This window comes from Kitasatospora sp. NPDC091335 (assembly GCF_044757205.1).
Lineage (GTDB): Bacteria > Actinomycetota > Actinomycetes > Streptomycetales > Streptomycetaceae > Kitasatospora.
In genome coordinates this window covers 358,551-379,791 of sequence record NZ_JBIVUM010000007.1, presented here as the reverse complement: position 1 = coordinate 379,791, position 21,241 = coordinate 358,551, and the positions used below count along the sequence as shown (strand labels likewise).

At 74.4% G+C, this 21,241-nt stretch carries 18 protein-coding genes and 1 riboswitch; of the genes, 10 read left to right on the top strand and 8 right to left on the bottom strand.

All coding sequences use genetic code 11. From position 1 onward, the window contains the following. Positions 1 to 173 precede the first annotated feature (173 nt). Positions 174 to 384: riboswitch (cyclic di-AMP (ydaO/yuaA leader) on the top strand. A gap of 3 nt (positions 385 to 387) precedes the next feature. Further along, a complete protein-coding gene (locus ACIQOW_RS18220) occupies positions 388 to 1,395 on the top strand; it encodes a peptidoglycan DD-metalloendopeptidase family protein (protein WP_401085818.1) in 1,008 nt (335 codons plus the stop codon). A gap of 476 nt (positions 1,396 to 1,871) precedes the next feature. Then, positions 1,872 to 2,528, top strand: coding sequence for a hypothetical protein (locus ACIQOW_RS18215; protein ID WP_401085815.1), 657 nt, complete (start codon positions 1,872 to 1,874; stop codon positions 2,526 to 2,528). A gap of 18 nt (positions 2,529 to 2,546) precedes the next feature. Here ACIQOW_RS18215 and ACIQOW_RS18210 read toward each other — a convergent pair whose 3' ends face one another. From ACIQOW_RS18210 to ACIQOW_RS18195, 4 genes are all read right to left on the bottom strand, one after another. Continuing rightward, complete coding sequence (locus ACIQOW_RS18210; protein ID WP_401085812.1) at positions 2,547 to 3,266, bottom strand: DUF2470 domain-containing protein; 720 nt, start codon at positions 3,264 to 3,266, stop codon at positions 2,547 to 2,549. Between the two features lie 152 nt (positions 3,267 to 3,418). Then, positions 3,419 to 3,829, bottom strand: a complete 411-nt coding sequence (locus ACIQOW_RS18205) for a RidA family protein (protein WP_401085810.1) — start codon at positions 3,827 to 3,829, stop codon at positions 3,419 to 3,421. Between the two features lie 34 nt (positions 3,830 to 3,863). Continuing rightward, positions 3,864 to 4,613 (bottom strand): IclR family transcriptional regulator, encoded by a 750-nt coding sequence (locus ACIQOW_RS18200; protein WP_401085808.1) that lies wholly within the window; start codon positions 4,611 to 4,613, stop codon positions 3,864 to 3,866. Positions 4,614 to 4,644: 31 nt separating this feature from the next. After that, a complete protein-coding gene (locus tag ACIQOW_RS18195) occupies positions 4,645 to 5,787 on the bottom strand; it encodes a sugar kinase (protein WP_401085805.1) in 1,143 nt (380 codons plus the stop codon). A gap of 206 nt (positions 5,788 to 5,993) precedes the next feature. Between ACIQOW_RS18195 and ACIQOW_RS18190 the strand changes: the two genes are divergently transcribed. From ACIQOW_RS18190 to ACIQOW_RS18170, 5 genes are all read left to right on the top strand, one after another. Continuing rightward, entirely contained in the window at positions 5,994 to 7,325 is a 1,332-nt protein-coding gene (locus ACIQOW_RS18190; protein WP_401085802.1) for an alanine racemase, read from the top strand. After that, positions 7,325 to 8,971 (top strand): amidohydrolase family protein, encoded by a 1,647-nt coding sequence (locus tag ACIQOW_RS18185; RefSeq protein ID WP_401085799.1) that lies wholly within the window; start codon positions 7,325 to 7,327, stop codon positions 8,969 to 8,971. Before ACIQOW_RS18190 ends, ACIQOW_RS18185 begins: the two co-directional genes overlap by 1 nt. Further along, the gene (locus ACIQOW_RS18180) at positions 8,968 to 9,633 is read left to right on the top strand and encodes a bifunctional 4-hydroxy-2-oxoglutarate aldolase/2-dehydro-3-deoxy-phosphogluconate aldolase (protein WP_401085797.1); all 666 of its coding nucleotides are present in this window, start codon (positions 8,968 to 8,970) and stop codon (positions 9,631 to 9,633) included. The genes ACIQOW_RS18185 and ACIQOW_RS18180 overlap by 4 nt, the downstream gene beginning before the upstream one ends. 179 nt (positions 9,634 to 9,812) lie before the next feature. Next, on the top strand, positions 9,813 to 11,399 hold the full coding sequence (locus ACIQOW_RS18175; protein WP_401085794.1) for an alpha-amylase family glycosyl hydrolase: 1,587 nt from the start codon (positions 9,813 to 9,815) through the stop codon (positions 11,397 to 11,399). Between the two features lie 160 nt (positions 11,400 to 11,559). Beyond that, positions 11,560 to 12,612 carry a hypothetical protein gene (locus ACIQOW_RS18170; protein ID WP_401085791.1) on the top strand — a complete coding sequence of 351 codons (1,053 nt, stop codon included), beginning with the start codon at positions 11,560 to 11,562 and terminating at the stop codon, positions 12,610 to 12,612. A gap of 211 nt (positions 12,613 to 12,823) precedes the next feature. Here ACIQOW_RS18170 and ACIQOW_RS18165 read toward each other — a convergent pair whose 3' ends face one another. The 3 genes from ACIQOW_RS18165 to ACIQOW_RS18155 all read right to left on the bottom strand — a co-directional run bounded on the left by ACIQOW_RS18165 (position 12,824) and on the right by ACIQOW_RS18155 (position 16,066). Continuing rightward, the gene (locus ACIQOW_RS18165; protein WP_401085788.1) at positions 12,824 to 14,332 is read right to left on the bottom strand and encodes an APC family permease; all 1,509 of its coding nucleotides are present in this window, start codon (positions 14,330 to 14,332) and stop codon (positions 12,824 to 12,826) included. A gap of 310 nt (positions 14,333 to 14,642) precedes the next feature. Continuing rightward, positions 14,643 to 15,374, bottom strand: coding sequence for a (2Fe-2S)-binding protein (locus ACIQOW_RS18160; RefSeq protein WP_401085785.1), 732 nt, complete (start codon positions 15,372 to 15,374; stop codon positions 14,643 to 14,645). A gap of 155 nt (positions 15,375 to 15,529) precedes the next feature. Further along, positions 15,530 to 16,066 carry a hypothetical protein gene (locus tag ACIQOW_RS18155; RefSeq protein ID WP_401085782.1) on the bottom strand — a complete coding sequence of 179 codons (537 nt, stop codon included), beginning with the start codon at positions 16,064 to 16,066 and terminating at the stop codon, positions 15,530 to 15,532. Positions 16,067 to 16,265: 199 nt separating this feature from the next. Here ACIQOW_RS18155 and ACIQOW_RS18150 point away from each other — a divergent pair, with 199 nt between their 5' ends. Next, entirely contained in the window at positions 16,266 to 17,519 is a 1,254-nt protein-coding gene (locus ACIQOW_RS18150; protein ID WP_401085779.1) for a sensor histidine kinase, read from the top strand. A gap of 51 nt (positions 17,520 to 17,570) precedes the next feature. Here the strand turns inward: ACIQOW_RS18150 and ACIQOW_RS18145 are convergent, their stop codons facing one another. After that, a complete protein-coding gene (locus ACIQOW_RS18145) occupies positions 17,571 to 19,154 on the bottom strand; it encodes a purple acid phosphatase family protein (protein WP_401085775.1) in 1,584 nt (527 codons plus the stop codon). Positions 19,155 to 19,242: 88 nt separating this feature from the next. Between ACIQOW_RS18145 and ACIQOW_RS18140 the strand changes: the two genes are divergently transcribed. Beyond that, positions 19,243 to 19,929 carry a response regulator gene (locus ACIQOW_RS18140; protein WP_401085772.1) on the top strand — a complete coding sequence of 229 codons (687 nt, stop codon included), beginning with the start codon at positions 19,243 to 19,245 and terminating at the stop codon, positions 19,927 to 19,929. A 471-nt stretch (positions 19,930 to 20,400) separates the two neighbouring features. Then, positions 20,401 to 21,198: a pseudouridine-5'-phosphate glycosidase gene (locus tag ACIQOW_RS18135; RefSeq protein WP_401085770.1), complete on the top strand. Its 798-nt coding sequence runs from the start codon at positions 20,401 to 20,403 to the stop codon at positions 21,196 to 21,198. Positions 21,199 to 21,241: the final 43 nt, after the last annotated feature.

Here is a 21,241-nt window from a genome sequence, read left to right as displayed (position 1 = left end):
AGGGTCGTGGATCAGTGGCTGGGGGTGAATGGATTGTGTACGTATCGTGTGGTCGTCCCTGCGGAGGGTCACTGGGCTCCGGAGGGTTGTTGCTGTTTCAAGAGATCGACATTGCTTCACCCGAACGGATGGGTTTTAGTTCAGCGACCGCCCGGCCAGTCCGGACGGATCCGCCGGGTGGAACGCCGAATCCTGCCGCTGCCCGGTGGTTCGAAACGAACTCTGTACGGCAGGAGCGGGGGACCCACAGGTAAGTCGCCGGACCGGAGTTCGCGCCTCAGGGCGTGGACGACCAGGACCGGCTAGGGGTGAAGCCGCGCATGCGGCCGGGCAACTCCAGCCCGAACCCGACAGCTCACCTCGCAGGCGTCGGAGAGGAAAAATTCCATGCCTGCTCAGGCTCGTCGTATCGCCCTGCCCCGCGCCGTCCGTATCGGCATCGCCACGGCCGTCACCGGTGTCTCCTTCGCCGTGCCGCTCGTGACCGCGGTGACCGCCCAGGCGCACACCGCCCCGGCCCCGCAGGCCGCCGTCGCCACCACCGACGCCCCGCCGGCCGCCGCTGCGGCCACCGGGTCGGCCGCTCCGGCCGCGCCGGAGAGCTACCGCGTCGTCAGTGGCGACACCCTGTCCAGGATCGCCGACGCCAGGAGCGTCGACGGTGGCTGGCAGGCGCTGTACGAGCAGAACCGCTCGGTCGTCGGCGCCAACCCGAACCTGATCTTCCCGGGTCAGCAGCTCGCGCTGCCTGGCCACGCCACCGCGCCGTCCGCCGACGCCGCCCCGGCGAAGCCGGCCGCTCCGGCCAAGCCCGCCGCTCCGGCGAAGCCCGCCAAGCCGGCCGCTCCGGCGACCCAGGCCGCCAAGCCGCAGGCACAGGTCCAGGTGAAGACCGAGGCCGCCAAGCCGTCCGCCCAGCTCCAGACCCAGGTGCAGGTCGCCGCTCCGGCCGCGGCCGTGACCGCCACTCCGGTCGCCGCCGCCACCTCCGGCTACGTCGCCCCGCTGGCCGGCCCGAAGCTGGGCACCGCCTACGGCGTGGCCGGCTCGATGTGGGCCTCCGGCCACCACACCGGCCAGGACTTCGTCGCCTCCACCGGCACCCCGCTGCGCGCCGTCGCCAACGGTGTCGTGGTCAAGGCCGGCAACGGCGGCGCCTACGGCAACGAGGTCGAGATCAGGCTCGCCGACGGCCACTACGCCGAGTACGCGCACCTCTCCTCGATCGGTGTGAAGATCGGTCAGACCGTCACCGCCGGCCAGCAGATCGGCCTCTCCGGTGCCACCGGCAACGTGACCGGCCCGCACCTGCACTTCGAGATCCGCAACGGCTCTGAGTACGGCTCGGACATCAACCCGGTCGCCTTCCTCCGGGCGCACGGCGTCGCGCTCTGAGCCTGACGGGCTCCGAGGGTTTCAGGAACCGCCACTGTCGCGGGGTGAACCGATCCTCCGGGATGGTCATGTCGGGTGACCGCTCGACCGGGTGATCGCCGCACGGTGGACATGGGCGAGGGACACGCCCAGGCCGGCCCGGCTGTACGAGGAATTCCTCGGGCAGCCGGGCCGGCCGCTTTCGTTCCCTGGTCTTCCCTGGGCCTTTCCGGGGTGTTCGGTCCAGGTCGAACGCGGCGTCAACTCCGATGCCCAGATGGGCGGTCGACGCGTCTCCGGTTGCCCGCGGCGCGCCATGCTGGCGGTCGGTCAGTGCCCGGCCGGTCCGGCGGACGGGCGGGTCCTGGAGGCGAGGAGGCCGGATGGCGGTCCGCGGCGGGGAGACGGCGGGGTAGACGGCGGAGCGGGCCCGGCCGGGCGCGGGCGGGGTCGACCGGCTGAAGGCGGACTCGGTCTGCCTGGTCGGCGTGGTGTTCATGGCGCTCGCCACCGCCGCCCCGATCACCGCGATGACCGGCAACCTGCCGATCGTCGTCGGGCAGGGCAACGGAGTCGGCGCACCCGCCGCGTACATCGTGGCGACCGTGGTGCTGACGGTGTTCTCGGTCGGGTACGTGGCGATGGCCCGGCACATCACCGCGGCCGGCGCGTTCTGCGGCTACGTCTCGCACGGGCTGGGCCGGGTCGCCGGACTGGCCTCGGGGCTGCTCGCGGTGCTCGCGTACGTCGTCACCGAGGCCGCGGTCCTCGGCTTCTTCGCGTTCTCGCTGCGCGGGCTGGCCCGTTCACAGCTGGGGGTGGAGCTGGGCTGGGGCTGGTACGCGCTGTCCGGGGCGGTGGTGATCGGAGTGGCGGGCTGGTTCGACCTCCAGCTGACGGCCAGGGTGCTCGGGGCCGCGCTGGTGCTGGAGACCGGGGTGCTGGGCGCGGTCTCGCTGGCGGTGCTGTTCTCCGGCGGCGGTCCGGACGGGATCGTGGCCGAGGCCGTGAATCCGCTGAACGCGCTGAAGGGGGTGGGGAGTTCGGGCATCTCGGCGGCCGGGCTCGGACTGGCGCTGGCGGTGCGCCGGTGGCGGCCCGGGCTGTACGCGCGGATGGGGCGGATCGTGCTGGAGGACACGGTCGAGCGGTGACGGCCGGTCGGCCGGCGCTCAGCCGCGGCGGACCGGCAGGCCGTGCTGGGCGGCGGCCAGCAGCTCGTGCATCCGGTGGCCGAAGTCCTCGGTGTCCCTGGCCGGTTCGGGGAAGACCAGGCGGACGTCGCGGTGGCCGTACGGGTGGTCCAGGCGCAGCACCAGGCCGTAGCGGTCCAGGGCGAGCGGGCGGACGTCCGGGGCGTGGGTGAGGACGGCCGGGTCGAGCAGCCGGGTGAGGACGTCGAGCGCGTCGGCGTGGTCGTCGGCGAGGTGGGTGAGCATCATGGCCTCGTACCTGGCCAGCGGGTCGGGGGCGGCCAGCGCGAGGTCGGCGGCGGTGACCGCGGCGGTGCCGTACGGGGTGGCGAGGACGGCGTGGGCGACGTCCACTCCCAGGTGGACGCCGAGGCCGTCGTCGGTCAGGTGGGCCAGGTGCAGCCGGCCGGCCAGGGTGAGGCGGGCGCGGACGCGGTCGCGGACGGCGACAGGGGCGACGTCGGTGACGTCGAGGACGACGGCGAGGCCCTCGGTGGCTCCGGCGGCGGCCGAGGTGAGCGGGTCGTCGAGGGCGGTGCGCAGCCGCAGCCGGGAGCCGTGCAGGGAGAGCGGGGTGTCCAGGTGGTGGTGCTCGCCCAGGGCGCGGACGGTGAGCGAGGAGGCCGTGCCGAGCAGGCTGTGGATCCGTTCGGCTGTGGTGGGCTCGGGGACCTCGGTGTCGCCGGTGGGCAGGCTCATGGACGGACCTCCAGTGAAGTTAGGTGAGCCTAACCTAATATTCGTCCGAGGGTGTGGCAAGCGGGCGTTCGGCAATCGGCCGACGGGCGTCCGCGCATGCCGAGGGCCCGGACGCGCGGAGGCGTCCGGGCCCTTCGCCGGGCGGGGCCCGGTCAGCCGACGACGGCCTGGGCGTCGATCTCGACCAGCATCGGCTCCTGCGGCAGCTCGACGAAGATGGTGGTGCGGCACGGCTTCACACCGCCGGGCCTGACGTTCTCGTCGATGAACTCGGCGTAGACCTCGTTCATCAGCGGGAAGTCGGCGCGCTTGGTGAGGTAGACGCGGAACATCACCACGTCCTCGATGGTGGCGCCGCCGGCCTCGACGATGGCCTTGACGTTCTCCAGGGTGCGGCGGGTCTGCGCCTTCACGTCGCCGCGGTACAGGTACTCGCCGGTGGCCGGGTCCTGCGGGCCCTGGCCGGAGACCTGGAGGATCGGGCCCTTGCGGACGCCCTGGGAGAACATCCAGGCGGGGGCGGGGGCGCCTTCGGTACGGATCTCGATCTTGTCGGAGGACATGGGTTCCTTGGTCTCTCGGGTTCTCGACGGTTCGTCAGTAGTGGTCGGGGCGGCCGCAGTCGGCCGAGACGGCGCGGGCGGTGGCGAGCAGCTGCGGGAGCAGGTCCAGCACCTGCTCGTACGGCAGGACCACGTCCGGGACGGAGATGGAGGCGGCGGCGACCACCCGGCCGCTGGCGTCCCTGACCGGCGCGGCCACGCAGTTGATGAAGGACTCGTGCTCGGCGTGGTCCTGCGCCCAGCCCTGGACGGCGACCTTCTCCAGCTCGGCGAGCAGGGCCTCGGGGGTGGTCAGGGTGCGCTCGGTGTGCGGGACGAAGTCGATCCCCGCCACCACCCGGCGCCGCTCGGGCAGCGGCAGGTCGGCCAGCAGCACCTTGGAGACGGCGGCGCTGTGCAGGGCGGCGCGCAGGCCGATCCGGGAGTACATCCGGACCGGGTGGCGGGAGTCGAACTTGTCGATGTAGACCACCTCGCCGCCCTCGTACGCGGCCAGGTGCACGGTCTGACCGGTCGCGGCGTTCAGCTCGGCCAGGTGCGGGGCGGCGATCCGGCGCACGCCGCGCTGCTCCAGGGCCAGGCCGGAGAGTGCGAAGAGCCCGGCGCCCAGGTGGTAGCGGTAGGCCGCGTCGCGGTAGACGAACCGTTCCTCTTCGAGGCTCTGGAGCAGTCGGAGCACGGTCGTCTTGTGGACGCCGAGCACCTCGGCGAGCTGGTCGAGGGAGCGCCGGCCCTCGCCGAGCTCGGCGAGGATGCGCAGGGCGCGGGTGACGGTCTGGCTCATCGTGCTCCGCTCCGAGGGCTGGGGTTCCCGCTCATTGTGCCCGGGCCCGGCCGGCGGACGGCGACGGGTCGGCCGTCGGCGCCCGTCCGGCCGGACGGGAGGCGGCGCCGGGGCGCACGGCCGGTCCCGTGATGCCCTCCGCGGTGACCCTGGTGGCCGCCCACTGAGCGGGGGAGGCGTCGAGCAGTGCGGTCACCACGGCGGCGTCCGGCAGCTCGGCCTGGTCGCCGTGCGCGGTCAGCGCGCAGGCCGCGCTCAGATGGCCGAGCCGCAGCCGGCGGCGCTGGTCCAGGCCCCGGACGGTGCCGGCCAGGTAGCCGGCCGCGAAGGCGTCGCCCGCGCCGGTGGCCTCGACCACCTCGACCACGAGGGCCGGCTCGGTGACCGCCGTCCCCTCCCGGTCCATCGCGGTCACCTGATTGGCCGCGTCCTTGACCACGACGGTGGCCGGGGCGGGGAAGCGGCGCCGCAGGGTGGCCGGGTCGCCGGTGCCGAAGGCGGCCTCGGCCTCGTCGGCGCCGAGCAGCAGCAGGTCGGCGGCGTCCAGCAGCGGCGGCAGCACCACCGGGTCGCGGTCGCGCCAGAGCGACGGGCGCCAGTTGAGGTCGAAGCTGACCATTCGGCCCGGGCGGCGGTCGGCGAGCAGCGCCCGCAGCAGGGCGAGGCAGTCGTCGGAGAGCGCGGCGGTGATGCCGGACAGGTGCAGCAGCCGGGCACCGGCCAGCAGGGCGGCGGCGGCCGGGTCGGTGAGCAGGTCGGGGGAGAGCGCGGCGGCCGCGGAGCCGCGCCGGTGGTAGTGGAGCCGGCTGCGTCCGGGGCCGAGGTCGTGGCGGCCGCCGGTGGTGCCGCCGACCTCCTTGAGGTAGAGGCCGGTGGGGCGGTGCGGGTCGACCGCGACCGCCGAGACGTCCACGCCGCGGGCGGCGACCTCGGCGAGCAGCCGGCGGCCGAAGCCGTCGTCGCCGACCCGGCTGATCCAGGCGGTCGGCACGCCGAGACCGGCCAGCGCGCCGGCCACGTTGGACTCCGCGCCGCCGACGGACAGCCGGAAGCTGCCCACCGACTCCAGTGGTCCCGGGCGGTCCGGCAGCAGGACGGCCATCGACTCGCCCACGCACACGGCCGTCGGGGGAGAACCGGGGCGGGTCGGGCCCTGGGTGTCCTGTCGCGGCATGTGCGGGGCTCCTCGTCTGCGGCCGTTCCGTCGAGAGCGGGCCCACCGGGTCGACCCCGTGGCGCGAGAGCGTCGCACGTGAGCCGACCCCGTCGGCCTGGAGTCAGGTCCGTTGACCGTGATCCGGCGCCGATGCTAGAACCGTGTTGCCAGCATGTGCAACCCTCGTTGCGCATGTTGCAACCCTGTGCGGATGGAGGAACACGGTGGAGCAGACGTTCACAAGCAGCGGAACCGGTCCGGGCATCGCCCGCGGCGCGGTGGCCGCCCTGGCCGACGAGCCGCTCGACTGGCGGTTCAAGGCCGCGCCGCCGGAGTCTCCCCCAGCCTGGCGGCCGGGAGGTGCCCCCAGGGGCCGCACCGTCCGGGAGTGGCTCGCCACCGGCCCCACCCTCTCCTCGCTCGGCACCCCGCTGCTCACCCTCGACGGCGAGGCCCTCGCCCACAACGTCCGTACCATGGCCGACTGGTGCGCCAAGGCGGGCGTCGCGCTCGCCCCGCACGGCAAGACCACCATGGCGCCCGCCCTCTGGCAGGCGCAGCTGGACGCCGGCAGCCACGGCATCACCCTCGCCAACCTGCCCCAGGTGCGGATCGCCAGGGCCTTCGGGGTGCAGCGCATCCTGCTCGCCAACGCCCTGCTCGACCCGGCCGGACTCGCCTGGATCGCCGACGAGCTCGCCGCCGACCCGGACTTCGCCCTGCTCGCCTGGGTCGACTCCGTCGAGGGCGTGCGGCTGATGGACGAGGCGCTGCGCGCCGCCGGGGCCGAACGGCCGGTCGAGGTGCTGGTCGAACTCGGCGGCCCCGGCGGGCGGACCGGCGCCCGCGGCGTGGACGCCGCCGTCGAGGTCGCCGCCGCCGTACTGCGCACCGCCACCCTGCGCCTCGCGGGCGTCGGCGGGTACGAGGGCGCGCTCGCGCACGACGCCTCCACCGAGGGGCTGGCCGCCGTCCGCGACTACCTGCGGGAGCTCGGCAGGCTGCACGGCCGGCTCGCCGGCGCGTACCCGGAGGGCACCAGGCCGGTGGTCTCGGCGGGCGGCAGCGCCTACTTCGACCTGGTGGTCGAGGAACTGGCGAACCTGCCGGAGGCGTTCGTGGTGCTGCGTTCGGGGGCGTACATCGCCCACGACGACGGCTTCTACCGGGGCATCTCGCCGCTCGCCAGGGGCGCCGGGCAGACGCCGTTCCGCAGTGCGCTGCACGGCTGGGCCCGGGTCGTCTCCCGGCCCGAGCCGCAGCTCGCGCTGCTGGACGCGGGCAAGCGCGACCTGCCCTTCGACGAGGGACTGCCGGAGCCGCACCTGGTGCGCGGCGGAGCCGAACTGACCGGCACCGCGGCCAGGATCACCGCACTCAACGACCAGCACGCCTTCCTGCGCGACGCGGGCGACCTCGCGCCGATCGGCGCGGTGCTGCGGCTGGGGGTCTCGCACCCGTGCACCGCCTTCGACAAGTGGACGGCGATCCCGGTCCTGGACTCCGCGGACGCGGCCGAGCCCAAGGTCACCGGCCTGGTCAGGACGTTCTTCTGATGGCCGGGGAGAGAACGGCCCCCGGGAGCGGGAGGGCCGGCCGGGGCGCGACGGTCTTCAAGGGCGCGACGGTCGTCGACGGCACCGGCGCCGAGCGCTACCGGGCGGACGTCCGGATCGCCGACGGCCTGATCACCGGGGTCGGCGCAGACCTCGACGCCCCCGAGACGGTGGACGCCGACGGACTGGTGCTGGCCCCCGGCTTCATCGACATGCACGCCCACTCCGACCTCGCCCTGCTGCTCGAACCCGAGCACCCGGCCAAGGTCACCCAGGGCGTCACCTGCGAGGTGCTCGGCCAGGACGGGCTGTCGTACGCCCCGGTGGACGGCACCACGCTGCCCGCGCTGCGCCGCCAGCTCGCGGGCTGGAACGGCGATCCGGAGGGCTTCGACTGGGACTGGCGGGACGTCGCCGGCTACCTGGACCGGATCGACCGGGCCGGCGTCGCCGTCAACGCCTGCTACCTCGTCCCGCACGGCACGCTGCGGATGCTCGTCATGGGCTGGGCCAACCGCCCGCCCACTCCGGCCGAACTCGACCGGATGCGGCAGGTGTTGGCGAAGAGCCTGCTGGACGGCGCGGTCGGCATGTCCAGCGGCCTCAGTTACACCCCGGGGATGTACGCGGACACCGCCGAGCTGGTCGAGCTGTGCACAGTGGTCGCGGCCTACGGCGGCTTCCACGCGCCGCATCAACGCTCCTACGGCGCCGGGGCGTTGGAGGGCTACGCGGAGATGGTGGAGATCGCCGGGCGGAGCGGCTGCGCGCTGCACCTGACCCACGCCACGATGAACTTCGGGGTCAACCGGGACCGGGCCGGCGAGTTCCTGGAGCTGGTCGACCAGGCGCTCGCCGACGGCGTCGACCTCACCCTGGACAGCTACCCCTACCTGCCCGGCTCCACCACCCTGGCGGCGCTGCTGCCGAGTTGGGCCACCGAGGGCGGCCCGGCCGCCACGCTGGCGCGGCTCACCGACCCGGCGCAGTGCGCCAGGATCCGGTACGAGGTGGAGGAGAAGGGCAGCGACGGCTGCCACGGCGTGGTCACCGACTGGTCGACGATCCAGATCTCCGGCGTCCGCTCGGCCGCGCTCGCCGGGACGGTCGGCCGCACCGTCGCCGAACTGGCCGTCGAGGAGGAGCGGACCGGCACCGAGGTGTTCCTGGACCTGCTGCGCCGGGACGAGCTGGCCACCACGATCCTCCAGCACGTCGGGCACGAGGAGAACGTCCGGGCGATCATGCGCCACCGCGCGCACACCGTCGGCAGTGACGGGCTGCTGGTCGGTGCCCGGCCGCATCCGCGGGCCTGGGGCACCTTCCCGCGCTACCTCGGCCACTACGGCCGGGAGTTGGGCGTGCTGACGCTGGAGGAGACGATCGCCCGGATGACCGGCCGCCCGGCCGCCCGGCTGGGACTGGACCGGCGCGGCCGGATCGCCCCGGGCCACCACGCCGACCTGGTGCTCCTCGACCCCGAACGGGTCAGGGACGCCGCCACCTTCGAGCACCCCCGGCGGCCCGCCGAGGGCATCGAGCACGTGTACGTCAACGGCATCGCCGTCGTCCGGCAGGGCCGCACCACGGGCGCCCGGCCCGGGCGCGCCCTGCGCAGAACCGACCGAGGAACCCTGGCCATATGACCGAGCTCTCCGCCTCCACCGACCTGTCCGCATCGACCGGCCGTTCCGTCCTGCACGGCGAAACGGTGATCGCGGTGGTCCGCGCACCCCGGATCCCGGACGCCGCCGCGCTCTGCGCCGCGCTCGCCGAGGGCGGCATCAACCTGACCGAATTCACCTACACCACACCGAATGTGACGGATCATCTGCTCCGGGCATCGAAGGCCGGATGGCGGGTCGGCGTCGGCACGGTGCTGACCGCCGAGCAGGCCGGGCGCGGGGTCGAGGCGGGTGCGTCCTTCCTGGTCACCCCCGGCTGCCGCCCCGAGGTCGCCGAGGCGGCGGCCGCCGCCGGGGTGCCGGTGGTGCTCGGGGCGCTCACCCCGACCGAGGTGGCGCACGCGGTGGACCTCGGTGCCGCCGCCGTGAAGATCTTCCCGGCCCGGGCGTTCGGTCCCGGCTACTTCAAGGACCTGCGCGGCCCGTACCCCGATGTCCCGCTGGTGGCCTCGGGCGGGGTGAACGCGGGCAACGCCGCCGAGTTCCTGGCGCAGGGCGCCCTCGCGGTCTGCGCGGGGACGGACGTGGTGCCGCCGGACGTGGTCGCGGCGGGGGACTGGGCGGAGATCACCCGGCGGGCCAGGGCGTTCACGGCGGCCTGTACCGGCGCGGCCGGCTCATAGCGCGCCGACGGCGGGTCCGGGGGCGGGGCGGACAGCGGGTTCGGCGCGCGCCGTCGACGGGTTCGGGGCGAGGCGGGCTGTCGGGGCGGCCGGGATTGGACGAGAATCGGGGGCACCCGGCCCGGCCCCGCCTTCGCCCGGCCGGGCCCCGGACCCGGACCCGGCAGGAGGAACCGCCCATGACCTCGACCCGCCCCGGCCCCGACTGGCTCGCCGACGCCGTGCTCTACCAGATCTACCCGCAGAGCTTCGCCGACTCCGACGGTGACGGCATCGGCGACTTCGCCGGCATCGCCGCGCACCTGGACCACCTCGCCTGGCTCGGCGTCGACACCGTCTGGCTCAACCCCTGCTTCGCCTCGCCGTTCCGCGACGCCGGGTACGACGTGACCGACTACCTCACCCCCGCCCCGCGCTACGGCGACACCGAGGACTTCGCGGCGCTGGTCGAGGCCGCCCGCGGCAGGGGCATCAGGGTCCTGCTGGACCTGGTGGCCGGGCACACCTCGGACCGCCACCCCTGGTTCCTGGCCTCCGCCGAGGACCCGTCCGACCACCGGTACGTCTGGTCCGACCGTCCGGCGGACGGCTTCGTGGCCTCGCCCGGCAGCCGATCCGGCTGGTACCTGCCGAACTTCTTCGACTGTCAGCCAGCGCTCAACTTCGGCTACGCGCGCAGCAGTCCGCAGGAGCCGTGGCGGCAGGCGGTGGACGCGGACGGCCCGCGCGCCAACCGGGCGGCACTGCGCGCGATCATGGAACACTGGCTCCGCCTCGGGGTGTCCGGCTTCCGGGTGGACATGGCGTACTCGCTGGTCAAGGACGACCCGGGCAAGGTGGAAACCGCCAAGCTCTGGACCGGAGTGCGCGACTGGCTGGACCGCACCCACCCCCAGGCCGCCCTGCTCGCCGAGTGGGGAGACCCGGCAGCGGCCGTCGGGGCCGGCTTCCACGCCGACTTCTTCCTGCACTTCGGCGGCGCGGACCACGGTCTGCCGCTCCGCTCGCTCTGGAACAACAACGGCGGGACGGTCGAGGAGTTCTGGAGCCAGGGGTCCTGCTACTTCGAGGCCGAGGGCCGCGGCACCCCGCAGCCCTTCCTGGACGCCTGGCGCTCCGCCGCCGAACTCACCGAGGGCAGCGGGCACATCGTGCTGCCCACCGCGAACCACGACTTCTCCCGGCTGGCGACCGGACCGCGCACCGCGGAGCAACTCGCCACCGCCTTCGCCTTCCTGCTCACCTGGCCCACCCTCCCGGCCGTCTACTACGGCGACGAGATCGGCATGCGCTACCTGCCGGGCCTGCCCGACACCGAGGGGAGCGTGCTCGGCCCGCGGTTCAACCGGGCCGGCTCGCGCACTCCGATGCAGTGGACGCCGGGGCCCACGGCGGGCTTCTCCGACGCCCCGCCGGAGCGGCTCTACCTGCCGGTGGACCCGGACCCGTACCGGCCTGACGTGCTCTCCCAGCGCGCCGACCCGACGTCGCTGCTGCACACCGTCCGGCGGCTGATCGCGCTGCGCCGGGCGCATCCGGGGCTGGGCGCGGCCGGCGGTGCCGAGGTCGGGCACGCCGGGTACCCGCTGGTGTACACCCGGGCCGACCGCTACCTGGTGGCGGTCAACCCGCGCCGGGAGCCGGCGTCCGTACGGCTGCCGGACCTGCCGCAGGGCGTGCGGCCGCTGGAGGCGCAGGGCGTGCGGGTCGCGGACGGGGAACTGCGGGCGGACGGCTTCTCGTACGGGGTGTTCGAGCTGGGCTGAGCGCGGGTGAGGGAGCCGGGCCGCGCAGGGGGCCCGGCTTTCGATCGGTGTCGGATGGTTGTAGGCTACATCGATAGATCGATGCATTTGCCACCTATATTGGTTGTATTTGCCATCTTCGTGATCGAGCCGAGAACCACCGGAGGACGGTACGAACCCCATGAGCACACCCCGGAACCCCGCCGCAGCGCCCGCCCTGGGCCACTCGCTCAAACACCTGGCCATCCACCTGATCACCCCGCTGCTGATGTGCCTGGGCATGGCGCTCGCCTACCAGGGCGCCTTCCACCAGCCCGAGCCGCACCACCTCAAGGTGGCCGTGGTCGGCACCACGCCGCAGGCGCGGGGCCTGGCGCAGGCGATCCAGGGCAGGGCCGGGGACGCGCTTGACGTCCGCACCGTGGACGACCGGGCCGCCGCCGAGCAGCAGCTGCGCGACCGGGACCTGGTGGGCGCCTTCGTCCCGGACGTCAGGAGCCCCGAACTGATCGTCGCCAAGGGGAACTCGGAGACCTCGGTGGTGGCCGCCACGGCGGTGTTCACCAATGTCACCGACCAGCAGGGCGTGCCGCTGCACGTCACCGACCTGACCACTCCGGCGGAGGGCGACCCGACCGGGCAGGGCCTGTTCTTTCTGCTGGTCGCGCTGAGCATCGGCTCCTACGCCAGCGTCGCGGTCATCGGCGCGGCCGGCGCGGCGTTGAGCGTGTGGGTCAGGGCGCTGGTCGGGGTGGCGGTCTCGCTGGCGGTCAGCGTGATCGGGATCGTCACCGCGGGGCCGGTCTTCCAGGTCGTCGACCACGACCACGTCGCGGTCTGGGCGCTCGGCTGGCTGTACTCGGCGGGCATCGTGCTGATCGGCATCGGCCTGCACAGCTTCCTGAAGAAGTGGACCACGCTGGCCCTGATGGTGCTGTTCGTGATGCTGAACTTCACCTCCTCCGGCGGCATCTACCGGCCCGAGTTGCAGAACGGGTTCTTCGGCGGGCTGCACGGCTTCTGGACCGGCGCCGGCTTCATGGAGGGCGCTCGCGGCATCCTCTACTTCGACGGCGGCGCCGGGCTCGGCGGGCACGTGGTGACCCTGCTGGTCTGGCTGCTGCTCGGCGGGGCGGCCCTGGTGGCCGCGGCGCTGTACGAGGGCCGCGGGCGCCGTCCGGTGGAGGTGCTGGAGGAGGCCGAGGAGGAGATGGAAGAGGCGGTCGCGGTCTGACCGCGCGCCCCGGAGAACAACTCCACCCGGTGCCACGGGCATCGGCACCGGGTGGGGAAGGACGGCCCGCGCCCGGCCCCGGACAGGCCGGACGCGGGCCTCGGCGCGACCGCGCCGAGCGTCGGCGTCGGGGGCGGCAGGCGGCGTGGTCAGGTGGGGCGCGGCGAGGTTCCGCCGTCGGCGACCGGGAGGCCGGAGCGTGGGAGCCCCGTCATGCCTGCCCCCTCGTCGGTGCGGCACCGGCCGTCGCGTCGCCCGAGGGGGCGTCGCCGCGCAGGTGCGGACGGGCCAGCGCGAGGTAGAGGCCGCCGGCCGCGAGGACGACCACCGCCGAGAGCAGCACCAGGTAGTCGTCGTACCAGGCGGCGTCCGGGGTGCGGCCCCAGCAGATGTTCACGATCGCGGCGACGCCGTAGACCAGCGCGCCGACGTTCACCGCCAGGCCCCAGCGCCCGAGCCGGAAGTCCCCGCTCGGGCGCCAGCCGCGCAGCCGGGCCCGCAGGGCGGCCAGCACCACCATCTGGAAGGCCAGGTAGATGCCGATGGTGGAGAAGGAGATGATCTTCGTGAGTGCTCCCTCGGAGAGCGCCGAGGCGCCCACGATGATCACCCCGGGCAGCGTCGCCGCGAGCAGCAGCGCGTACGGCGGCACCCGCAGCCGGTCCGAGACGGTGGCCAGCAGCCGGCTGCCGACGATCATCCGGTCCCGGGCGAAGGAGTACGCGAGCCGGCTCGCCGCCGCCTGGAGGCTCAGCACGCAGGACAGGAAGGAGATCAGCACCACGCCGATCACCACCCGGGCGCCGGCCGCCCCGAAGGCGTCGTGCAGCACCCTGGCCACCGGGTCCCCGTCGTCACCGGAGACCACCGCGCCGATGTCCTGGATCGACATCACCAGGGCCAGGCTGACCCCGATCGCCGCCGCGCCGCCGACGTAGATGGTGCGCCGCATCGACTTGGGGATCTGTCGGCCCGGATCGGGCACCTCCTCGGCGACGTCGCCGCAGGCCTCGAAACCGAAGAACAGGAACACCGCGATCAGGCCGGCGGCCAGGAAGGCGTCGGCGTAGCTGCCGTCGCCGCCCGCGCCGAAGCGGTCGAGGACCACGCCGAGGCCGTGGTGGCGGTGCGTCAGCAGCAGCCAGGCGCCGACCGCCAGGGCGCCGAGCAGCTCGGCGGCGAAGCCGAACACCGCCGCCGCCGACAGCACCCGGGTGCCGCCGAGGTTGATCACGGTGGCCAGCGCCAGCAGGCCGAGCGCGCACCAGACGGTCGTCGCGGTGCTCGGTTCGACGCCCAGCAGGACGGCCACGTAGGGGCCGGCACCGTACGAGACGGCCGCGATGGTGGACATCAGCGCCAGCAGGTAGACCCAGCCGGTCAGCCAGCCCCAGGTGCGGCCCCAGAGCCGGCGCGCCCACGGGTAGACCCCGCCGGCCACCGGGAACTGGGCGACCACCTCGCTGAACACCAGGGCCACCAGCAACTGGCCGACGCCCGCGATCAGGAAGCTCCAGACCATCGGCGGCCCCGCGGTGGCGAGGGAGGAGGCGAAGAGCGTGTACACGCCGACGACGGGGGAGAGATAGGTGAAGCCCAGCGAGAAGTTCGCCCAGAGGCTCATGTCGCGCCTGAACTCGGAGGTGTAGCCGAGGGCGGCCAGCCGTTCGGCGTCCGGGTCGGGGGAGTCGAGGGTGGCACGTGCACCGGCATCGGTCATGACCTGCTCCTGGGAACGTGTCGTGAGGCGTGGGGGAGCGCTGCGGGGTGATGCTCGGGCTCGGCGCCGTGCACGAGGCCGAAGTCGCCGGGAAAACATAGGAGATCGGGATTCCGGCGGCAAGGGTGCGCACTCGGCCGAGGGGCACCCCATGGGAATCCGGAAGCGCTTCGCCGGGCAGCACCGGGAGATCGCGGCGAGTGACGCGGTGGCGTGCCGTCCGTTTCCGGAGCCGGCCTCCGCCTGAGGAGCCGTCAGGGCCGGCGCGCGGCTGGGGGCGGCCCCGGTATGACCTTCAGTGGTGAAGGCATCAGCCGCTCGGCTTCCCGCGGCCGGGCGGCGCGCTGAAACAGCAGTCCCCGCAGAGCCCGGCGCCCGGTCCCACCCGGTAGTAGAGGCAGCAGCTGTTCCGCCGGAACGCGGTGCCGCGGGGCCCGGTGCGCAGGGTGCCGGAGCCGGCCAGCGGCGGACGGTCGAGCAGCTCCGCCGCCAACGCCCGGGCAGCGCCCGGCGCATGGCCGTCCAGCACCCGCAGCGTCCCGGCCAGCGCCGAGGCGGCGTTGCCGAGCAGCAGGCGCGGGGAGAGCGGGGCGACGGCCCGGACGGCGGCCGCCAGCGGCTCCAGCCGGCCGAGCAGGACGGCCTCGTGGAGCCGGTCGGCGAGCGTTCCCGCGGCCGGCCCGGCGGGCTCCGGTGGGGTCCACAGGTCGAGCGGGCCCTGGTCGGGGATCCGCATCCAGGCCTGCTCCAGGGTCGGGACCGTCCCCAGCAGGACGGCCGAGCCCAGGCCCACCGACCAGAACCGGGCGGCCAGCCCCAGGTGCAGGATCGAGGCGGCCACCCGGGGTTCACCGGTGCCGAGCCGCTGCGCCACCACCCGCAGCCGCGTCGCCAGCGGCGCGTCCGGCCCGGTGCCGTACAGCTCGGCCAGCGGCCGGAAGCCCGCCGGCGGCCCGTCCCCGGCGGTGTCCAGCGCGAAGTACGGCCCGACGGCGGCGAGTCGGGCGTAGTCGGGCGGCTGATGGTAGAGCGCGGGGTTCAACGGCCCTCCCCTGTGAGGCCGTTGAACCCCGCGCCCGCTTGTGGTGGTGCGGTCGGACGGTCGTGGGACAACGGGGCCTCCGGGTCTTCGGGCGCTCGGGCGGCGGGCAGCCCGGTCGGACCGGAGAGGCCTCGGCAGGCCCGGTCGTTCGGGTGTCAGCCGCGCACGGAGAAGTCGCCACTGGTCGTGCGGATGAACGCTACCGTGCCCTGGCAGTCCGACACCGGTTTGCCGAGCGCGCCCCAGACCCAGCCCATCCGGTCCCCGCGCCGCCCGTTGTCCTCCACCGAGACCGAGACCTTCGAGCCGACCAGCTCCAGGCCGGGGAACCACGGCGCCTCGCCCTTGGTGACCACTCCGGTGGCGATCGCCTCCCGGCCGCCGACGGCCAGGCAGGTGATGTCCCCCTCGAAGTCGGCGACCAGCCGGCCGTCGGTGTGCACGTGGCGGACGTGGAAGTGGCCGCCGGTGCTGCCGGGGACGGAGTCGGTGGTGGCGCGGGCGTCCACCGAGATCCGCACCGGGTCTCCCTCGAAGCCCTGGAACGCGGAGGTGAGGACGGTGTCGCCGGTGCCGCGCACGCTCACCGGGCCGAAGCCGTCCGCCGCGGCGGTGGCGGCCGGTGCCGCGGCGGCGACCGTCCCGGCCAGCAGGAGGAGTGCGACTGCGGCGGTGGTGAAACGGCGGTTCATGGCGGTTGGGTCTCCTTCGGCGCGGTGGTCCCGGCGCGTCGTCCTGCGTGGTGGTTCCGGAGCGGTTCTTCCGACGCCTTCGAGCATGCTCGCGATCGGCCGCGCGGACCTCCCGCTGCGGAGGGGAGTCGACGGCCGGACGCTCCTTCACGAGGAGGAGGCCGACTCCCCCGGGAGAGCTGCCCGTAGGCTCGGCCGGGTGCGCACCGACTCTCCCTCCGTACGCTCCGGTTCCGGTCGGCCGTGGCCGGCCCGGATCCGCCGGCCGCTCGCCGCCGGCTCCGCGCTCGCCCTGCTGGCGCCCGTCGCGCTGGCGCAGCCGGACGCCCGGGGAGCGGCCGTGCTGCTCGCCCTGACGGCGGCGCTCACCGCGCCGGCGGCGCTGCTGCCGTGGCCCGCCGGGCGGATCACCCTCGGCACGGCCGCCGGGGCGGTGGCCGCCGCCTCGCTGCTGGTCGACCTGGTCTACCAGGGGCCGTACCGGCTGCCCGCGTTCTGGCTGCCGTTCGAGTGGCTCGCCCTGCTCGGGCTGCTCTTCCGGGCCGTCCGGCGGCTGCCCGACCGCTCGGTCTGGGCGGTCGGCGGGCTGCTCGGGCTCGCGGCAACGCTGCTGCCGCTGCGGTTCGCCCTGCGGACGCCGCAGGGCGGCGCGGCCGGGCCGGTGGCCGGAGTGCTGGTCTCGCTGCTGCCGTTGCTCGGCGTCGCCGGGGCTGCCCTCTACCTGCGTGTCCTGGACGGCCGTCGGGGGCGGGCGGTCGCCCGGGCGCGGCGCGAGCAGCGGCTGGAGGTGGCCCGGGGGCTGCACGACTTCGTCGCGCACGAGATCACCGGCATCGTGCTGGAGGCCCAGGTCGGTCAACTCCCCGGCCAGGAGCCGGAGGAGACCGGCGCGCTGCTGCGCCGTCTGGAGCAGGCCGGGCTGCGGGCGCTGGACTCGATGGACGAGATGGTCGGCGCCCTGCGCGAGCCGAGCGGCCAGGACGGCCGGGTGGACCAGGGTGGCCGGGACGACCGGGAGACGCGCTCCGACGGTGCGACCACCCGCCGGTCGGGTCTGGCCGACCTTCCCGGACTGGTCGCCCGCTTCGGTGCCACCGGCAGCCTGCGCGCCACCGCGGACCTGGCCGCCGGCACGGCGGGCCGGCTCTCCGCCGAGGCCGAGGCGACCGGGTACGCCGTCGTACTGGAGGCCCTCACCAACATCCGCCGGCACGCACCGCAGGCCACCGAGGTCACCGTCCGGGCGGCCCCCGGCGAGGACGGTGCCGTCGAACTGACCGTCACCGACGACGGTGGCGGCCCCGGCCGGAAGCCGCTGCTGCGCCGCCCCGGCGCCGGCGGCACCGGCCTGGCCGGGCTCACCGCCCGCGCCGCCGCCCACGGGGGCTCACTGACCGCCGGCCCCGGTCCGTCCGGGGGCTGGCGGGTCAGCTGCTCCCTTCCCGGACGCTGAGACGCGTGCCCGCCCGGCCGACTGCGCCGTCAGCCGGGCGGGGCGCGGCGGTCAGTGGCCCCGGCCGCCGCCGCGGGCGCGGCGCGGTCGGGTCAGGGTGAAGCGGTCGACCGGGACGAGCTCCCCGAACGGGCCGCTGACGGAGTAGTAGGTGACGCCGATGGTGGTCTGCCCGTTGCGGCCGCCCGGGTCGACGTCGAAGGACGCGAAGCCGTACGGGTTGTCGGCGTCCCGGAAGGCGGACCAGGGGGCGTCCTCGATCACGTACACCGGCGGGCGCTTGCCGGTGGCCGGGTCGGCGGCGCCGACTCCGGTGATCACCCGGGCCTTGGCGGGGCTGAAGAAGAGCTGGTTGGACGGGGAGGAGGTGCCGCCGCCGCCGATCACCATGTGGACGGTGCCCTTGGTGGTGTCGATGGTCTCGGTGCCGGTCGAGACCGGGACCGGCGTACGGGTGTCGGTCGGCTGCTGGCCGCGGATCGGGTGCGAGCGCTCGTAGTGGTGCTCGTGGCCGCAGACCACCAGGTCGACCCCGTACCTGTCGAACAGCGGCACCCAGGTCTCGCGGATGCCGAGGTCGGCGCCGTTGAACCTGTCGGCGGTGGAGATCACCACCTGGTGCATGCACACCACGATCCAGTCGATCCCCGGGTCCGCGTTGGCGGCGATCAACTCCCGCTCCAGCCAGCGCTGCTGGGCTCCGCCGGAGTAGCCGTGGACGTAGCTGTTGCCGCCGTCCTGGTAGGCCACGTCGTCGTTGTTGAGGCTGATCACGCGCACCGAGCCGGCCGTGAACGAGTACCACAGGCCGCGGGTCTCCGCGTCGGAGCGGGCGTCCGGCAGCTCGAAGTACGCCTGGTACGCGCCGAAGCCGATCGGGCCGTTGCCCTTCTCGTTCTCGTGGTTGCCGGCCGCGGGCATCCAGGGGCGGTGGCGGGCCGAGCGGCTGTTGTTCTCGAACCAGTCGGACCAGGTGCGGACCCGGTCGCTGGCGATGTTGGCGTAGCAGAGGTCGCCGTTGAGCAGGTGGAACAGCGGGGCGATCCGTTCGACCCCGGCGGTGGTGTCGCCGGCGGCGGGGCTGCCCAGGTTGTCGTTCACGTAGCCGTTGGCGGTCTTCCTGCCGAGGGTGGGGGTGCCCTGGTCGCCGAAGCTGGTGAACGTGAAGGCGGAGCGGCCGCGCGGGGCGGTGCGGACGGTGCCGAGCTCGGGGGTGGTGCCGTCGTGGACGGCGGCGTAGACGTAGTCCGTGTCGGCGCGCAGCCCGGTCAGCCGGGCGTGGTGCGCCTGGACCTCGGTGCCGGAGGCGGCGTCCCGGTAGGTGCGGGTCGCGGCCTGGACCGTCCGGCCGAAGCCGCTGCTCGAAGTCCCGTACATCACGCGGGGGTTGCCGACGGACGTGGTGGTGTGCCAGGAGACCGCCACCTCGCGCGAGGCGTCCGAGCCGAACTGGAGGTGCAGGCCGCCCACGCGTGGCGCACCGGAGCGGCCCGGCCGCTGCCACAGCACCGGGGAGGCGGCGGCCGGGGTCGCCGAGACACCGGAGAGGGAGACGGCGCCGCCGAGGCCGACACCGGTCGCACCGGACAGGAGCCCGCGCCTGCTGACGGAAGGACGTCCACTGGATTCGTTCATGGCGGCCAGCTCACCGGACGAAGGTGAACCGGGCCCGGTCCGACGCGTGAATTTTCCCGTCCGGCGGCCGTACGCCACACTGCTGGGCGTGACGAGTACGAACGGCGGGCGTCAGCGGGTGATCCGCACCCTGATCGCGGACGACCAGGAGGCCGTCCGGCGCGGGGTGCGGCGGATCCTGGCGGCCCAGCCGGACATCGAGGTGGTGGGCGAGGCGGCGGACGGGCTGGCCGCGTTGCGGCTGGCGGCCGAACTGCGGCCGGACGTCGCGCTGGTGGACATCCGGATGCCGCGGATGGACGGGCTGGAGCTGACCCGGCGGCTGGCCGGGCCGGGGGTGGCGGAGCCGGTGCGGGTGGTGGTGCTGACCACCTTCGACCTGGACGAGTACGTGTACCCGGCCCTGCAGCACGGCGCGTCCGGCTTCCTGCTGAAACGTTCAGGGCCGTCCCTGCTGGCCGAGGCGGTGCGGGCGGCGGCGGACGGGGAGAGCCTGATCAGCCCGTCGGTCACGGTCCGGCTGCTGCGGCACGTGACGGCGCCGCGCCGCCCGGAGCGCCGACGGCCCGCGTTCGTGGTGCCGCTGACCGAGCGGGAGATGGAGATCGCCGGGCACGTCGCGGCCGGCCGCACCAACGCGGACATCGCCGCGGAGCTGTTCATCTCGCCGGGGACGGTCAAGACCCACGTCGCCAGCATCCAGCGCAAGCTCGGGGTGGCGAACCGGGTCGGGATCGCGGTGCACGCCTGGGAGATGGGCTGGGCGGCCCGGTAGCCGGCAACGGGTGCGCGTCCAGACGGGTGCGCGTCCACGGGGCCGAGGGGATGCTCCGTGGGCGCGCTGAACCTGTGAGACTGGGGTGGCCTCCGGACGTCACGTCCTCCGGCCGGTAGTTCGATCGTCGACCGAGGTAGTACCCAGCGGCAGACCCTGATCCGTCTCGATCCGTCGCCACTGCCTCCTGCGGTCGAACTATTTCAGCTGCCTCACAGGTCCACCTCCCATCATGCGCCTCCCACGCGCCGTGCACCAGGGGTGGACGGACTGGATTCGGGCAATCTTCGCAACCCGGGCAGGTCGGGACTTCGCCCCGGCCTGCCCGGGCGTGGCGGGGCTGCTGCCCGCGCGGCAGCGACGGCGGTGGCGGGCCGGGCAGTCGGGCACTCTGGATTCCGGTGCGAACCGTCCATACGCTGAGCCGCACGCTGCCCCCTCGCAGTGGCAACCTCACAGGAGGCTCCCGGCATGACCGGACTGCCCCGCACCGCTCCCGCCATCCGGGTCGCCGAGGAGGTCGCCCGGGCGCTCGCCGACGGACGGCCGGTGGTCGCCCTGGAGTCGACCATCTTCACCCACGGCCTGCCGCGGCCGCGCAACCTGGCCGTCGCGCTGGAGGCGGAGCGGCGACTGCGCGAGGCGGGCGTCGTGCCGGCGACGATCGGGGTGCACGCCGGAGTGCCGACGGTCGGCCTGAGCACCGGGCAGATCACCGAACTGTCCGCCACCGACGGCCTGGACAAGGTGAGCCTGCGTGACCTGCCGGTGGTCGTCGCGCTCGGCCGGCACGGCGGCACCACCGTCGCGGCCACCGCCTTCCTCGCCCACCGCGCGGGCATCCGGGTCTTCTCCACCGGGGGGCTCGGCGGCGTGCACTTCGGCGCCTCGGAGAGCTTCGACGAGTCGGCCGACATCACCACCCTGGCCGCCACCCCGGTCACCGTGATCAGTGCGGGCGTGAAGTCCATCCTGGACATCCGGGCCACCCTGGAGCGCTTCGAGACCCACAACATCCCGGTCGTCGGCTACCGCACCCGCAAGTACCCCGGCTTCTACGTCACCGACTCCGGCCACGAGATCAACTTCAGCGTGGAGTCGCCCGACCAGGCCGCCAGGGTCACCGAGGCCCGCGACCGGCTGGACCTGCCGCAGGCCGTCCTGATCGCCAACCCGGTGGACCCGGCCAAGCAGCTGCCGCCCGAGGAACTGGACGGCATCCTGACCCGGGTGCTGGATTCGCCGGGGGCCTCCTGGGGCGGGGAGTGACGCTCGGGCGGGCGCGGCGGGCCCCGGCGGGGGTGGCGGCCCC